The organism is Streptomyces sp. NPDC087787 (assembly GCF_044743035.1).
Classification (GTDB): domain Bacteria; phylum Actinomycetota; class Actinomycetes; order Streptomycetales; family Streptomycetaceae; genus Streptomyces.
The window spans coordinates 233,069-248,263 of record NZ_JBIUVQ010000005.1 but is presented as its reverse complement, the minus strand read 5'-3'; the positions used below and the strand labels follow the sequence as shown (position 1 = coordinate 248,263).

The following is a 15,195-nucleotide window of genomic DNA, read 5'->3' as shown; positions in this document are numbered from 1 at the left end:
TACGATGGGGGATGGCCCAGTGGCTGTATCGAGGAGGAAGACCGTGGCGCAGGAGCTGCCGGAGACCCCGGAGACCGCCGAAGAAGAACCGATCAAGCAGCGGAAGAACGGCCTGTACCCGGGCGTGTCCGACGAGCTCGCCGAGAACATGAAGTCCGGCTGGGCCGACACCGAGCTGCACGACCTCGAACCGGTCGCCCAGGCGGAGCACACCGCGCGCCGCCGCGCCGCGCTGTCCGCACGCTTCCCCGGCGAGCGCCTGGTCATCCCCGCGGGCAATCTGAAGACCCGCTCGAACGACACGGAGTACGCCTTCCGCTCCTCGGTCGAGTACGCCTACCTCACCGGCAACCAGACCGAGGACGGCGTCCTGGTGCTGGAGCCCACCGCGGACGGCCACGAGGGGACTCTCTACCTCCTGCCGCGCTCCGACCGTGAGAACGGCGAGTTCTGGCTCTCCGGCCAGGGCGAGCTGTGGGTCGGCCGCCGCCACTCCCTGACCGAGGCCGCGACGCTCTACGGCATCCCGACCTCCGACGTGCGCGAACTGGCGGACAAGCTGCGCGAGGCCACCGGCCCGGTCCGCGTCGTGCGCGGCTACGACGCCGGCATCGAGGAGGCGCTGACCGACAAGGTCACCGCCGAGCGCGACGGGGAGCTGCGCGTCTTCCTCTCCGAGGCCCGCCTGGTCAAGGACGACTTCGAGATCGGCGAGCTGCAGAAGGCCGTCGACTCCACCGTGCGCGGCTTCGAGGACGTGGTGAAGGTCCTCGACAAGGCCGAGGCGACCAGCGAGCGCTACATCGAGGGAACGTTCTTTCTCCGCGCGCGCGTCGAGGGCAACGACATCGGCTACGGCTCCATCTGCGCGGCCGGCCCGCACGCCTGCACGCTGCACTGGGTGCGCAACGACGGCCCGGTCCGCTCCGGCGACCTGCTCCTGCTGGACGCGGGCGTGGAGACGCACACCCTCTACACCGCCGACGTCACGCGCACGCTGCCGGTCAACGGCACGTACGACGAGATCCAGAAGAAGATCTACGACGCGGTGTACGAGTCCCAGGAGGCCGGCATCGCGGCGGTGAAGCCGGGCGCCAAGTACCGCGACTTCCACGACGCCGCCCAGCGCGTGCTCGCGGAGAAGCTCGTCGAGTGGGGCCTGGTCGAGGGCCCGGTCGAGCGGGTCCTGGAGCTGGGCCTGCAGCGCCGCTGGACGCTGCACGGCACCGGCCACATGCTCGGCATGGACGTCCACGACTGCGCCGCAGCCCGGACCGAGACGTACGTCGACGGCACGCTGGAGCCGGGCATGGTCCTCACCGTCGAGCCGGGCCTGTACTTCCAGGCCGACGACCTGACCGTCCCGGAGGAGTACCGCGGCATCGGCGTCCGCATCGAGGACGACATCCTCGTCACCGAGGACGGCAACCGCAATCTCTCCGCGGGCCTGCCGCGCCGCTCCGACGAGGTCGAGGCCTGGATGGCGTCGCTGAAGAGCTGACACGGAGGTGAGGGCCGGGTACCCGAGAGGGGTGCCCGGCCTTCCCGCGCCGGGACGTGCCCGGCGAATTCACCTACCTGGGGGGAGGGTTCTCGTGGACGACTTCTGGTCCGGTGCCGGGATGGACCTGCATCTGGAACCGGACGCGACGGCGGGCCGCCGGGCGGGGCTGGAGAAGGCGCTGCGCGACGCCGTGCGGGACGGACGGCTGGCGCCCGGGACGCGGCTGCCGGCGACCCGCCTGCTGGCCGCCGAACTCGGCGTCTCGCGCGGCACCGCGAAGGCGGCGTACGACCAGCTCGTCGCCGAGGGCTATCTGACGGCGCGACAGGGGTCGGGCACCCGGGTCGCCGACCTGCCGGCCGCCGACGCGCAGGAGCCGGGCGCCGCGGCACGCGCGCGTGCCCCCCGATTCGACCTGCGGCCGGGCAGCCCGGACGTCGGCACGTTCCCTGCGGCGGCCTGGCTGCGGGCCCTGCGCCGCGCCATCGCGACGGCGCCCTCACTGACGTACGACTACGGCGACCCGCGCGGCCGGATCGAGCTGCGCACGGCGCTCTCGGGCTACCTGGGCAGGGCGCGCGGGGTGATCGCTCCGCCCGAGAGGATCGTCATCACCTCCGGGTACGTGCAGGGACTGGCGCTCCTCACCCGTGTCCTGGACGGGGCCGAGGTCGCCATGGAGGACCCCGGGCTCCCCTTCCACCGGGAGGTCGTGCGGCGGGCCGGCGGCGGCGTGGTCCCGGTCCGGGTCGACGAACGCGGTGTCCGCGCTCAGGATCTGGACGGGCAGAAGGCCGTCGTCGTCACCCCGGCGCACCAGTACCCGACCGGCGCGACCCTGCACCCGGAGCGGCGGCGGGCACTGACCGACTGGGCACGCGCGCGTGGAGGGCTGATCGTCGAGGACGACTACGACGGCGAGTTCCGCTACGACCGCCAGCCGGTGGGCGCGCTCCAGGGCATGGCACCGGGTCAGGTCGCCTATCTGGGCACCGCGTCCAAGACCCTGGGGCCGGCCCTGCGGCTGGGCTGGATGGTGCTGCCGCCGCACCTGGTCGACGCGGTGGCCGAGGCCAAGCTGCACAGCGACCACCACACCGAGACCATCGGCCAGTTGGCGCTCGCCGAACTGATCGACAGCCACGCCTACGACCGGCACATACGCGCGTGCCGCCTTCGATACCGGCGCCGCCGGGACCAGCTCCTGGGCCGGCTGGGCCCGCGCCGGGTGCGCGGGATCGCCGCCGGACTGCACGCCCTGGTGGACGTCACCGACGAGGCGGAGACGCTGGCTCGCGCGGAGGCGGAGGGCCTGGCCCTCGGCAGCCTGGCCGAGCACTGGCACACCCCCGGCGCGAACCGCCCCCAGGGCGTGGTCGTCGGCTACGGCACTCCCCGGGAAAGGGTCTACCCCGAGGCTCTGGAAGCGCTGGCGAAGCTCCTGGCCGACGCCTGAGGGCGCGCCGGGCCGGGACACGCCCGACGGGTCCGGCCCGCGCCCCGCGCGGCGCTACACCGCCATCAGCGGGGCGTCCTCACGCCACTTGAGGATCTTGTCGAAGATCACCACCGCGCCGCCGCGGCCCGGCCTGTTGCGGATGTGGACGTGGTCGGCGAGTTCCTGGATGAGGTACAGGCCGCGGCCGTGCTCGGCCTCGGCGCGCGCGGCGCGGAGCGGGCGCCGGCGGCCCGCCGGCGGAAAGCCGGGGCCCGTGTCGGCCACCTCGATGCGGCACTTCTCCCCGTCGAGGAAGGCGGTGACCCGGAACGCGTCACAGGACTCGGTGTCCCCGCCGTGCTCCACCGCGTTCGCGCAGGCCTCGCTCAGGGCCACGGACAGGTCGTAGGAGATCTCGGGGTCGACGCCCGCGGTCTCCATCGTGCCGAGCAGCAGGCGCCGGGCGAGCGGCACGCTCGCGGCGTCACGCCGCAGATGGAGTGACCACCAGATGCTCATGCTCCAGCCTCCCGGCCGCGGCTCGACATACCGTTACGTATTGCCCCGAGTGCCCGTCCATAAGCACTCCGTCGACCCGGCACCGCGCGATCGGCGGACCGGCGGGACGGGGAATCGGTGTATGTGCGGGCCGACGTCATCAGACCGCGACTTTCCGGATCTACCGCATCTTGTGGACCTGCTGTACGGCGGCCCCGGGTCCAGTGGGATGATGGGGCCGCCATGTCTGCCCCCCACCCGCGCACGGCACCCGCCGGACGCGGTCCACGGACCCTGCGGGCTGCGGTGTTCGCCGCGGTCTGCGTCGTGCTGGCCGCGGCCGGGCACTCGCTGGCCTCCTGTGCCGCGGTGCCGCTGTGGACGCTCGGCGCCGGGTTCCTCGGGGCGCTGGTCGTGGTGGCACCGCTCGCCGGGCGGGCGCGTTCCCTGCCGGCGATCGCGGCGCTGCTGGTGGTCGGCCAGACCGTGCTGCACGCCCTGTTCGGCATGGGACAGAGCGGCATGGGCGCCATGGCCATGGGCTCCGCGGGATCGACGGGCTCCGCGCCCGTTCTGTCCGACGCCGAGCTCGTCCAGCGGGCCGCACGGTACGTCTGCGGGGCCACCGCCGCCGCGATCAGCCCGGCCCAGGCCTACCGGATACTCGTCGACGCACACGCCTACGCCGGCGCCGGTGCGGGCCTGAACGCCCCGCACCACCCGGCGGCCTCCCCGTTTCGCCTGGGCGTGGCCGCCCTGCTGCCGTCCCTGCCGATGCTGCTCGTCCACGTCCTGGCCGCCCTCGCCATGGGCTGGGTGCTGCGACGCGGCGACCTGGCCCTGCTGCGGCTGATCGAACTGTCGGCGCACGGAGTCGCCGAGACCGCGCTCGTACGGTCCCTGCGCGGGGCGCTCGCCCTGGTGCGCGCCCTGTGCGCCGGGCTGCCCACGGCGGCCGGTACCGGCCCGCGCCTGCCGCGCGCCGCCGGCTCCGCGCCCCTCACCCCCCGCACCACCGCGCTCCAGCACACGGTGATCCGCCGCGGCCCGCCGTCCGCCGCCGCACTCGCCCTCGCTGCCTGACGCGACGCGACCACCACCCCACCGAGCGGGCTTCCGCCGGGGGAGCGGCCGCCGTCGTGCGGCACGCGCGCGTGCCCGTCCGGCGGGAACACCATTGGTCCCGCTCCGCACGCGCACCCCCACACACCGGAACCCACTCGAAGCGGAGTGCACCCTTATGAAGGCTTCCCGACTCGTCGCCACCGCCGCCGTCGCCGGCTCGGCCGTCCTCGCCCTGTCCGCCCCCGCGTTCGCACATGTCTCCGTGCAGCCCGAGGGCGCCGCCGCCAAGGGCGGCTACGCCGTCGTCGACTTCAAGGTCCCCAACGAGCGCGACAACGCCTCCACCACCAAGGTCGAGGTCAACTTCCCGACCGACCACCCGCTGGCCTCCGTCATGCCGCAGCCGGTGCCCGGCTGGAAGGCCGTCGTCACCAAGTCCCAGCTGGACAAGCCGCTGGAGATGCACGGCAAGAAGATCTCCGAGGCCGTCACCAAGGTCACCTGGACCGCCGACGGCAAGGGCATCGAGCCCGGCTTCTTCCAGAAGTTCCCCGTCTCCGTCGGCACGCTGCCGGAGGACGCCGACCAGCTCGTCTTCAAGGCGATCCAGACGTACTCCAACAAGGAGGTCGTGCGCTGGATCGAGGTGCCGCAGAAGGGCCAGGAGGAGCCGGACAACCCGGCGCCGGTGCTCCAGCTGACCGCGGCCTCCGAGGGTGACGGACACGACGCGTCGGCCAAGGACACCGCCGACACCAAGCCCGCCGCCCAGACCACCGCCGCCGACTCCGCCAAGAGCGGCAGCGACACCACCGCCCGCGTCCTCGGCATCGTCGGCATCCTCGTCGGCGCGGCCGGCGTGGCCTACGGCGTACTCGCCGGCCGCAGGCGGACCACCGCCTGATCCGCGGCCAGTCCGTCACGCGCTCCGGGGGTCGTGCCACTCCCGCGTACGGCCCCCGGTGCGCGCCGGAGTTCTCACATCTGGGACATTTCTCTATGCACAACAAGACCTTCGTCGCGGCCGCGCTGCTCGCCGCGGCCGCCATGACCCTCTCCGCCTGCGACAGCGGGGACGACGGCAGGAAGCCCGTCGCCGTCGTCTCCGAGGACACCTCGCAGAAGGCCGCGACCGTCCTCGACCAGCCGTTCGAGAAGCCGGACCTGGTCCTCACGGACACCCAGGGAAAGAAGTACGACCTCCGCGAGGAGACCACCGGCCACCCGACACTCGTCTACTTCGGCTACACCCACTGCCCCGACGCCTGCCCGCTGACCATGAGCAACATCGCGGTCGCGAAGAAGGCACTGCCCAAGGCCCAGCAGGACGACCTGCGCGTGGTGTTCGTCACGACCGACCCGGACCGCGACACCCCGGCCGAACTCGGCAAGTGGCTCAAGGGAATCGACCCGCGGTTCATAGGACTGACCGGCGACTTCTCGACCATCCAGGCCGGCGCGCGCACTCTCGGCATCTCCATCGAGCCGACCACCAAGGACAAGAACGGCAAGCTCGTCTCGATGCACGGCACCCAGGTGATCGCCTTCTCGCCGAAGACCGACGCCGGATACGTCCTCTACGGCGAGAACGCCACCGTCGACGACTACACCAAGGACCTCCCCAGGATCGTCAAGGGGGAGAACCCGTGAGCCGGCCGGCAGCGGCGGCCGCACTCGTGGCCACGGCCCTGACCGGCACCACCCTGCTGACCGGCTGCGGCGCGTCCTCGGACACCGGCGACACGAAGGCCGACCTCTCCGTCCACTCGGCCTACATGCCCCAGCCCGTCTCGGCCTCGATGGCTGCCGGCTTCCTGACCATAGAGAACAAGGGCGGCGCCAAGGACGAACTCACCTCTGTCACCAGCGCCCAGGCCGAGGACGTCACCGTGCACCAGACGGCCGGCGGGGTCATGACGGAAGCAGGCCCCCTGACCGTCCCCGCCCACGGCCGCCTCGTGTTCAAGAGCGGCGGCAACCACCTGATGTTCGACCAGTTGAAGCGCGCGCCCCGGCAGGGCCAGACGGTCCCCGTCGAACTGCACTTCGCCGAATCCGGCACCGTCAAGGTCGAGATGCCGGTGAAATCGGCCACATACAACCCCGCGACCGGACACTGAGGGAGGGACCACCTTGTCGCAGACCATCGCCCCACGCTTCCGGGCCCTGACGCTGCTGCTCCTGGCCGTCGCCGGCGTGCTCCTCGCCGGAGCCGCCCCGGCCTCCGCGCACGCCGCGCTGACCGGCAGCGATCCGCAGCAGGGGGTGGTGGTCGACAAGGCGCCCTCCCAGGTGTCGCTGACGTTCTCCGAGCAGGTCGCGATGAGCGACGACTCGCTGCGCGTCCTGGACCCCAAGGGCAACCGCGTCGACACCGGGAAGCCCGCCAACGTCAGCGGGACGACGTACGCCGTGCGCCTGCACAGCGGACTGCCGGACGGCACCTACACCGTCGCCTACCAGGTGGTCTCGGCCGACAGCCACCCCGTCGGCGGTGCCTATACCTTCTCCATCGGCGCCCCCTCCAAGACGTCCGCCACGGTCGGCGACCAGACGGTGGGCGGCGGGATCGTCGGCGCGCTCTACGGGGTCGGGCGGTACGTGTCGTACGCCGGCTTCATCGTCCTGGCCGGCGGGGCCGCCTTCGTACTGGCCTGCTGGCAGCGCGGCTCGGGCGTGCGGGCGGTGCAGCGGCTCGTCGTATCCGGCTGGGTCGCGCTCACCGCGGCCACGCTCGCGCTGCTGCTCCTGCGCGGCTCCTACACCACTTCCGGAAAGATCGGGGACGTCTTCGACCTGACGCTTCTCGGGCAGGTGCTCCAGACCAAGACCGGGGCGGCGCTCGTGTCCCGGCTGCTGCTGCTCGCCGCGGCTGCGCTGTTCGTCGCGGTGCTCTTCGGCGAGTACCAGAAACGCGCGGACGACGAGAAGCGCGATCTGACCTTCGGGCTCGCGATCGGCGGCACCGTGGTCGCCGTCGGCCTCGCCGCCAGCTGGTCCATGGCCGAGCACGCCTCGACCGGTCTCCAGCCGGGCATCGCGATGCCGGTCGACGTCGTCCACCTGCTCGCCGTGGCCGCCTGGCTCGGCGGGCTCGCCGCGCTCCTGGTCTCGCTGTACCGGGCGCCCGCCGAGACCCCGATCGAGGCCGCGGCCGTACGCCGCTTCTCCCGCCTCGCCTTCGGCTCCGTCCTCGCGCTGGTCGCGACCGGCACCTACCAGTCCTGGCGCCAGGTCGGCTCCTGGCCGGCGCTCACCGATACGCGCTACGGGCAGCTGCTCCTCATCAAGATCGCTCTGGTGCTGCTGATGGTCGGCATCGCCGCCACCTCCCGCCGCTGGACGGGCCGCTTGGCGGAGACGGCCGTCACGAAGGCGCCGGCCACGGCACGCGCGAAGGTCGCGGCGGCCGCGGGCAGGAAGTCCGGTTCGGACGCGACGACCGGGGCCGACGCCGACTCGAAGACCGGTGCCGGGAAGGGCGGGGCAGGGGCCGCGGGGTCCGGAAAGGCCGGGGCCGGGAAGGCGGCTGGTAAGGCCGAGGCGGGGAAGGCGGGCGCCGGGAAGGCGGGCGCCGGTGGGAAGGACGCGGCCAAGGGGAAGACCGGCGGCAAGGCGCAGCCCGGTGGCAAGGCGGCGAAGGGCGAGGCCGCACGGCGCGCCGCCCAGCTCGCCCGGCAGCAGGCCGCCGTGGACACCGCACGGCAGAAGCGGCTGCGGGACGCCGACCCCCACCGCTTCGGGCTGCGTAGGTCCGTCCTGATGGAGGCCGGTGTCGCCGTCGTGCTGCTCGTGGTCACCACCGTGCTGACGCAGACCGAACCGGGGCGCACGGAGACCGAGGCCAAGGCCGCCACGTCGTCCTCCTCGCCCTCTTCCTCGTCCTCCGCGGCGGGCGCCGTCACGCTCGACATGCCGTTCGACACCGGCGGCAAGGACGGCAAGGGCGTCGTACGGATCGACATCGACCCGGCCCGCGTGGGCGGCAACGAGTTGCACATCTTCGCCCTCGGGCCCAACGGACGCCTCCGCGACGTCGCGGAGCTCAAGATCTCCTTCACCCTGGCCACGAAGGACATCGGCCCGCTCCCGGTGAACCCCGAGCACGTCACCACCGGACACTGGGTGGCGAGCGGAGTGCAGATCCCCATGGCGGGCGACTGGAAGGTCGACGCGACCGTGCGGACCTCCGACATCGACCAGGTGTCCGTCACCAAGAACGCGCAGATCGGCTGAACCGCACCATGACCGACCAGTCCACCCCGGAGGCCACCTCCTCCAACTCCGCGCGCGCGGCGACCGCGCCCGCGCGGGCCGGCACGGGAGGAGGAGAAGGAGGAGGAGGAGCCGGAGCCGGCGTGTCGCGACGGCGGCTGCTCGGCACCGCCGGAGCCACCGGACTCGTCCTCGGCGCGGCCGGCGCCGGCCTCGGCTACACCGCGGCGCCCGCCGGTGCCACCCCGCTCACCTCGCTCGGCGCCGACCGGGCGAGGTTTCACGGGAAACATCAGCCCGGCATCACCGACGCCCTCCAGGCCCGCGGCCATCTCGTCGCCTTCGACCTCGCGCCCGGAGCGGGCCGCAGGGAGGCCGCCGCGCTGCTGCGCCGCTGGTCGGCGACGGCCGAGCGGCTGATGGCGGGTGAACCGGCCCCGCACGACGACACCGACGTGGCACTGGACGCGGGGCCCTCGGCGCTGACGGTCACCTTCGGCTTCGGCCACTCCTTCTTCGACCGGACGGACCTGAGCCGGCAGCGGCCCGGCGCTCTCGACCCGCTGCCCGACTTCTCCTCCGACCGGCTCGACCAAGCACGCAGCAACGGCGATCTGTGGGTGCAGATCGGCGCGAACGACGCGCTGGTCGCCTTCCACGCCCTGCGCGCCCTCCAGAAGGACGCGGGCGGCGCCGCCCGCGTCCGCTGGCAGATGAACGGCTTCAACCGCTCCCCCGGAGCCACCGCGCGGCCCATGACGGCCCGCAACCTGATGGGGCAGATCGACGGCACCCGCAACCCGAAGCCCGCGGACCCGGACTTCGACCGGCGCCTCTTCGTGCCCGCGAACGGCGAGCCCGCCTGGATGGCGAACGGCTCCTACGTCGTCGTACGCCGCATCCGGATGCTCCTGGACGACTGGGAGAAGCTGTCGCTCACCCAGCAGGAGGACGTCATCGGGCGCCGCAAGTCCGACGGGGCGCCGCTCAGCGGCGGCTCCGAGACGACCGCGATGGACCTGGAGAAGACCGGCAAGGACGGCACCTACGTCGTCCCGGTCAACGCCCACGCCCGGATCACCCGGCCCGACCAGAACGGGGGCGCGGCCATGCTCCGGCGCCCCTTCTCCTACCACGACGGCTTCGACACGGACGGCACTCCGGACGCGGGCCTGCTGTTCATCTGCTGGCAGGCGGACCCGCTGCGCGGCTTCGTGCCGGTGCAGCGCAAGCTGGACCGCGGCGACGCGCTGTCGGCGTACGTCCGGCACGAGGCGAGCGGTCTCTTCGCGGTCCCGGGCGGGGCGGCGAAGGGCGAGTACGTGGGGCAGCGGCTGCTGGAGGGGTGAGTACCGCGGGAGGCGGCGGGATAGCACACGTCACACCTGGGGAATCACACCCGTCACACCCGGTTCACCCGCGGGAGGGGCGTCCGTGAGACACGCGAGCCGGGTCCGGCCGCGGCCATTAGGGTGAGGTCATGCCAGCGAGCTACGCGTATCTCGGCCCCGAGGGCACCTTCACCGAAGTCGCCCTGCGCACCCTTCCCGAGACGGCCACGCGGGAACTGGTCCCGTACGTGTCCGTGCAGTCGGCGCTGGACGCCGTCCGGGCCGGCGAGGCCGAGGCCGCTTTCGTGCCGATCGAGAACTCCGTCGAGGGCGGCATCACCACCACGCTCGACGAGCTGGTCGCGGGCCAGCCGCTGATGATCTACCGCGAGGTGCTGCTGTCGATCACCTTCGCGCTGTTGGTCAGGCCCGGTACGACGCTGTCGGACATCAAGACGGTCACCGCTCACCCGGCCGCCCAGCCGCAGGTGCGCAACTGGCTCTCGGCGAACCTCCCGGACGCCGTCTGGGAGTCGGCCGCCTCGAACGCGGACGGCGCCCGCCTGGTCCAGGAGGGCCGCTACGACGCCGCGTTCGCCGGTGAGTTCGCCGCCGCGCGGTACGGGCTCGTGCCGCTGGAGACGAACATCCACGACGCGGAGAACGCGCAGACACGGTTCGTGCTGGTCGGCCGGCCCGCGCGGCCCGCCGCGCCGAGCGGTACGGACAAGACGTCCGTGGTGCTGTGGCAGCGCGACGACCATCCCGGCGGGCTGCGCGACCTGCTCGGCGAGTTCAGCACCCGCGGTATCAACCTGATGCTGCTCCAGTCCCGCCCGACCGGCGCAGGCATCGGCAACTACTGCTTCTGCGTCGACGCCGAGGGCCACATCAACGACCGCCGGATGGCGGAGGCCCTGATGGGGCTCAAGCGGATCTGCCTCCAGGTCCGCTTCCTGGGCTCGTACCCGCGGGCGGACGCCGACACGGCGGACCTGCGGCCCCGGCTGACCGGGACCTCGGACGAGGAGTTCGTGGCGGCGGCGGACTGGGTGGCACGCTGCCAGGACGGTCGTTTCTAGCCGTCGCGCCGATTCCGGCCGGTGCTGGCTGCGGATGCTCGTTGTCCACAGAAGTTATCCACACCCTCCCGTCCTCGGCCCTCTCGACCTGGGGACAAGTCGACATCCAATGGGCACTCGGTCGACAAGTCGCCCTTCAGCATCCAAGAGCGGTCGAGGGCGCACAGGTCACCCTTCGTCCACCTGTCTCCTTTGGTTCATCTTTTGGGGCGACCTCTTTCCACCCGAAAGTGGGCACCCTGGCACATCGGGACGGGAATTCCTCCGCCCGCAGCACGCTTCCGGAGTGATCAATTCCGAAATCCACAGATCTTCCACACAGCCTGTGGAAAACTCTCCGCCGACTGTGGATCCCTGTGGACAACTCGACCCCAAGTCCCGTTCCGCACACGGGAATCAGGTCAACCCAACGCCCGCCACGTGCCTCGTTCCAGGGAGACGGGCCTCCATTATTGACACGGGAGGCAATTCCCCCATAACGGCACGTACGGCATGGTTCGCAATACTGAGTCGTGGGGTGGAACGTCGCACCGGTAGCCTTGACCGCGTGATTGACCTTCGTCTGCTCCGTGAGGACCCCGACCGTGTGCGCGCCTCGCAGCGTGCCCGTGGAGAGGACGTCGCGCTCGTCGACTCCCTCCTGTCTGCCGACGAGCGGCGCAGGTCGTCCGGCGTCCGCTTCGACGAGCTGCGCGCCGAGCAGAAGGCGCTGGGCAAGCTCATCCCCAAGGCCTCGGGTGACGAGAAGGCCGAGCTGCTGAAGCGGGCGGGCGCGCTCGCCGCCGACGTCAAGACCGCCGACGCCGAGCGCGACGCGGCCGACGCCGAGACCCAGGAACTCCTCCTCCGGCTCGGCAACCTCATCCACCCCGACGTGCCCGTCGGCGGCGAGGAGGACTTCGTCACGCTGGAGACGCACGGGACGATCCGCGACTTCGCCGCCGAGGGCTTCGAGCCCAGGGATCACCTGGAGCTGGGCCAGCTCCTCGGCGCGATCGACGTGGAGCGCGGCGCGAAGGTCTCCGGCTCGCGCTTCTACTTCCTCACCGGTGTCGGCGCCCTGCTGGAGCTGGCGCTGGTGAACGCGGCGATCGCTCAGGCCACCGCGGCCGGCTTCACGCCGATGCTGACTCCCGCGCTGGTCCGCCCCCAGTCGATGGCGGGCACGGGCTTCCTCGGCCAGGCGGCCCAGGACGTCTACCACCTCGACAAGGACGACCTGTACCTGGTCGGCACCTCCGAGGTGCCGCTGGCGGCGTACCACATGGACGAGATCATCGACGCCGAGCGCCTGCCGCTGCGGTACGCCGGGTTCTCGCCGTGCTTCCGCCGCGAGGCCGGCTCGCACGGCAAGGACACCAAGGGCATCTTCCGCGTCCACCAGTTCGACAAGGTCGAGATGTTCTCCTACGTCCGCCCCGAGGAGTCGCAGGAGGAGCACCGGCGGCTGCTGGAGTGGGAGAAGCAGTGGCTGACCTCGCTGGAGCTGCCGTTCCGTGTGATCGACGTCGCCTCGGGCGACCTGGGCGCCTCGGCCTCGCGCAAGTTCGACTGCGAGGCGTGGGTTCCGACTCAGGACAAGTACCGCGAGCTGACCTCGACCTCGGACTGCACCGAGTTCCAGTCCCGCCGGCTCCAGATCCGCTTCCGTGACGGCAAGGCGGTCCGCCCGCTGGCGACGCTCAACGGCACGCTGTGCGCCGTCCCGCGCACGATCGTCGCGCTCCTGGAGAACCACCAGCAGGCCGACGGCTCCGTGCGGGTGCCGGAGGTGCTGCGTCCCTACCTCGGCGGCCGGGAGGTTCTGGAACCGGTGGCCAAGTGAGACCCGCCGCCGGGCCGTTCCCCTACAAGCTGATCGCGACCGACCTCGACGGGACGCTTCTGCGCTCCGACGGGTCGGTCTCCCGGCGCACCCGTGAGGCGCTCGCCGCGGCCACCGCGGCGGGTGCCGCGCATCTCGTCGTCACCGGCCGCGCGGTGCCCTGGACCCGGCACGTCCTGGACGACCTCGGCTATCGGGGCCTCGCCGTCTGCGGTCAGGGCGCCCAGGTGTACGACGCCGGGGAGCACCGTCTGCTGACCTCGGTGACCCTGGACCGGCAACTGGCGGCGGTGGCCCTGGCCAAGATCGAGGCGGAGGTCGGTCCGCTGTATCTGGCGGCGAGCCGCGACGGCCTGGACGGCGAGGTGCTGGTCGGGCCCGGCTACGCGGCGGGCCCGCTTCCGGCGACGCCGTTCACGGACGTCGCGGATCTGTGGAGCGCGCCCCTCAACAAGATCTACGTCCAGCACCCGGACCTCACGGACGACGAACTGGCCGACGTGGCCCGCCGGACCGCCGGCGGTTTCGTCTCGGTCACCATGGCCGGCGAGGGCATCGTCGAACTGCTGCCGCTGGGCCTGTCCAAGGCGACGGGGCTTTCGCTGGCCGCGCGGCGACTGGGTCTGAAGGCGGCGGACGCCATCGCCTTCGGCGACATGCCCAACGACATCCCGATGTTCGCCTGGGCGTCGCGGGGCGTGGCCATGGCCAACGCCCACGACGAACTGAAGGCGGTCGCGGACGAGGTGACGGCCTCGAACGACGAGGACGGCATCGCGGTGCTGCTGGAGAAGCTGGCGGGCTGAACCTTCGGTCTCGGCGGAGGATGCACGGATCGAACGTGCGCGGGGGTGACCCCGACCGCGGCTTGAACCAAGCCGGTGCCTTGCCACTCGGCCAATCCTCCGGGTGGGCGGCCCACGCGAAGGGATTCGCGTGCTCGAAGCGGCCGCCCCGGGCAACTCCCCGTGCGGAGCGGGCTCGACGGGGCCGGTAGTTACTCCGGAGCCCGCCGCGGGCTGCCCTGTCGGGAGCCCGGCGTACTGCCGTGCATCGGCATCGCCCAGCTCCTCTCCCAGAACGTGGCGCCGGCACGATCCGGCGCGGTGAACACCACCACTGTGCCGCTACGACGGCGGCGGCGCCACCGAATTACCGGGCGCCCCGGGCCTCTTCACCTGCGCCGCCACCGACGCCGTCGGGCCTTGCCGAAGAACCATCCGGCGGGCGGCTCGTCGGAACGCCACGGCTGGGGCTCGGGCTCCTCGCGCCGCCAGCGCGCGGCAAGCATCCGCGCCCGGGCGGAGGGCTCGGCGGTCCCGGCGCCCCGTATGAAGTCGGCGTCCAGGACGACGTCGTCCCACGTGTCCCCGGTCGCCTCCCGGCCCTCGCTCTCCGGCACGTCGCCCGCCATCACATCCTCCTGCCGTTTCATCCGCTTTGCCCAGTGTGCCCGCGTGGAGGTGAAGCCTCCGTCAAGGCCGGGCACGACCGCCCGGCCTTGAGCGAATGCCCCCTACTCCTCGCCTGCGAGGGTCAGCGACCGCAGTTTCTGTCCGGCGTACCAGGTGGCCAGGACGGTCACCACCACCAGCAGCACGGTCGCCGTCGGCAGCCCGACGTCGGAGGTGACCATGTCCCCGCCGGAGACCTTGTGCGCCACGGCCAGCGCCCACTGCTGGACGCTCAGCGTGCGCGCCCCGGCCACCAGGGAGCCGAACAGCGCTTCCCAGACCAGCGCGTAGACGAGCCCGAAGACCACCGCGTGCCGGGAGACCGTGCCCAGCAGGAGGAAGAGGGCCGCGTAGGCGATGGAGGCGACCAGCGCGGCCACCGTGTAGGCGACGGCGATCTGCTGTCCGTTGCCGTTGAGGATCAGCCCGGCGACCAGGGTCGGCACCGCGGAGAAGACCATGGTCACCGCGATCGCCACGATCAGCTTGGTGAAGATGATCGTCGGCCGCTTGAGCGGTTTGGACAGCAGGTACACCACCGAGCCGTCGTCGATCTCCGGACCGATCGCTCCGGTGCCGGCGATGACGCCGATGATCGGCACCATGGTGGCGAGCGCGAACCCGCCCAGGACGTTCACCGTGGTCTGGTCGTCGGCTCCGGCGAGGGCGCGGACGGCCGTGGCGATCACGATCAGCAGCAGCGGCAGCGCGCCGAGGATGAGGGCCCGGCGACGGCCGAGCAGGGCCCGGTAGGTGAGCCGGGCGACTGTGGGGTCGTACATC

General features: G+C 72.1%; 14 protein-coding genes and 1 tRNA gene. 11 read left to right on the top strand and 4 right to left on the bottom strand.

Annotated features, from left to right (window positions below; genetic code table 11):
* Positions 1-4 precede the first annotated feature (4 nt).
* Together ACIOWN_RS10815 and ACIOWN_RS10810 are read left to right on the top strand one after the other, a co-directional pair.
* A complete protein-coding gene (locus ACIOWN_RS10815; protein ID WP_362356853.1) occupies positions 5-1,501 on the top strand; it encodes an aminopeptidase P family protein in 1,497 nt (498 codons plus the stop codon).
* Between the two features lie 94 nt (positions 1,502-1,595).
* Positions 1,596-2,960 (top strand): PLP-dependent aminotransferase family protein, encoded by a 1,365-nt coding sequence (locus ACIOWN_RS10810; protein WP_362356851.1) that lies wholly within the window; start codon positions 1,596-1,598, stop codon positions 2,958-2,960.
* 54 nt (positions 2,961-3,014) lie between these two features.
* Here ACIOWN_RS10810 and ACIOWN_RS10805 read toward each other — a convergent pair whose 3' ends face one another.
* Complete coding sequence (locus ACIOWN_RS10805) at positions 3,015-3,461, bottom strand: ATP-binding protein (RefSeq protein WP_362356849.1); 447 nt, start codon at positions 3,459-3,461, stop codon at positions 3,015-3,017.
* Positions 3,462-3,683: 222 nt separating this feature from the next.
* Here ACIOWN_RS10805 and ACIOWN_RS10800 point away from each other — a divergent pair, with 222 nt between their 5' ends.
* The 9 genes from ACIOWN_RS10800 to ACIOWN_RS10760 all read left to right on the top strand — a co-directional run bounded on the left by ACIOWN_RS10800 (position 3,684) and on the right by ACIOWN_RS10760 (position 13,764).
* A complete protein-coding gene (locus tag ACIOWN_RS10800; protein ID WP_401981554.1) occupies positions 3,684-4,523 on the top strand; it encodes a hypothetical protein in 840 nt (279 codons plus the stop codon).
* A 157-nt stretch (positions 4,524-4,680) separates the two neighbouring features.
* Entirely contained in the window at positions 4,681-5,409 is a 729-nt protein-coding gene (locus tag ACIOWN_RS10795) for a YcnI family protein (protein ID WP_362356845.1), read from the top strand.
* Between the two features lie 95 nt (positions 5,410-5,504).
* Positions 5,505-6,155, top strand: a complete 651-nt coding sequence (locus tag ACIOWN_RS10790; protein ID WP_362356843.1) for an SCO family protein — start codon at positions 5,505-5,507, stop codon at positions 6,153-6,155.
* A complete protein-coding gene (locus ACIOWN_RS10785) occupies positions 6,152-6,625 on the top strand; it encodes a copper chaperone PCu(A)C (protein WP_362356841.1) in 474 nt (157 codons plus the stop codon). Before ACIOWN_RS10790 ends, ACIOWN_RS10785 begins: the two co-directional genes overlap by 4 nt.
* A gap of 13 nt (positions 6,626-6,638) precedes the next feature.
* The gene (locus tag ACIOWN_RS10780) at positions 6,639-8,741 is read left to right on the top strand and encodes a copper resistance protein CopC (RefSeq protein WP_362356839.1); all 2,103 of its coding nucleotides are present in this window, start codon (positions 6,639-6,641) and stop codon (positions 8,739-8,741) included.
* Positions 8,742-8,749: 8 nt separating this feature from the next.
* A complete protein-coding gene (gene efeB, locus ACIOWN_RS10775; protein ID WP_362356838.1) occupies positions 8,750-10,069 on the top strand; it encodes an iron uptake transporter deferrochelatase/peroxidase subunit in 1,320 nt (439 codons plus the stop codon).
* A gap of 131 nt (positions 10,070-10,200) precedes the next feature.
* Complete coding sequence (pheA, locus tag ACIOWN_RS10770; protein WP_362356836.1) at positions 10,201-11,133, top strand: prephenate dehydratase; 933 nt, start codon at positions 10,201-10,203, stop codon at positions 11,131-11,133.
* Positions 11,134-11,680: 547 nt separating this feature from the next.
* A complete protein-coding gene (serS, locus tag ACIOWN_RS10765; RefSeq protein ID WP_362356835.1) occupies positions 11,681-12,958 on the top strand; it encodes a serine--tRNA ligase in 1,278 nt (425 codons plus the stop codon).
* Complete coding sequence (locus tag ACIOWN_RS10760) at positions 12,955-13,764, top strand: Cof-type HAD-IIB family hydrolase (protein WP_362356834.1); 810 nt, start codon at positions 12,955-12,957, stop codon at positions 13,762-13,764. Before serS ends, ACIOWN_RS10760 begins: the two co-directional genes overlap by 4 nt.
* A 14-nt stretch (positions 13,765-13,778) precedes the next feature.
* Here ACIOWN_RS10760 and ACIOWN_RS10755 read toward each other — a convergent pair.
* The 3 genes from ACIOWN_RS10755 to ACIOWN_RS10745 all read right to left on the bottom strand — a co-directional run bounded on the left by ACIOWN_RS10755 (position 13,779) and on the right by ACIOWN_RS10745 (position 15,194).
* A tRNA-OTHER gene (locus ACIOWN_RS10755) sits at positions 13,779-13,865 on the bottom strand.
* A gap of 267 nt (positions 13,866-14,132) precedes the next feature.
* The gene (locus ACIOWN_RS10750; protein WP_362356833.1) at positions 14,133-14,372 is read right to left on the bottom strand and encodes a hypothetical protein; all 240 of its coding nucleotides are present in this window, start codon (positions 14,370-14,372) and stop codon (positions 14,133-14,135) included.
* 102 nt (positions 14,373-14,474) lie between these two features.
* Entirely contained in the window at positions 14,475-15,194 is a 720-nt protein-coding gene (locus ACIOWN_RS10745) for an ABC transporter permease (RefSeq protein WP_100570477.1), read from the bottom strand.
* Position 15,195 lies beyond the last annotated feature (1 nt).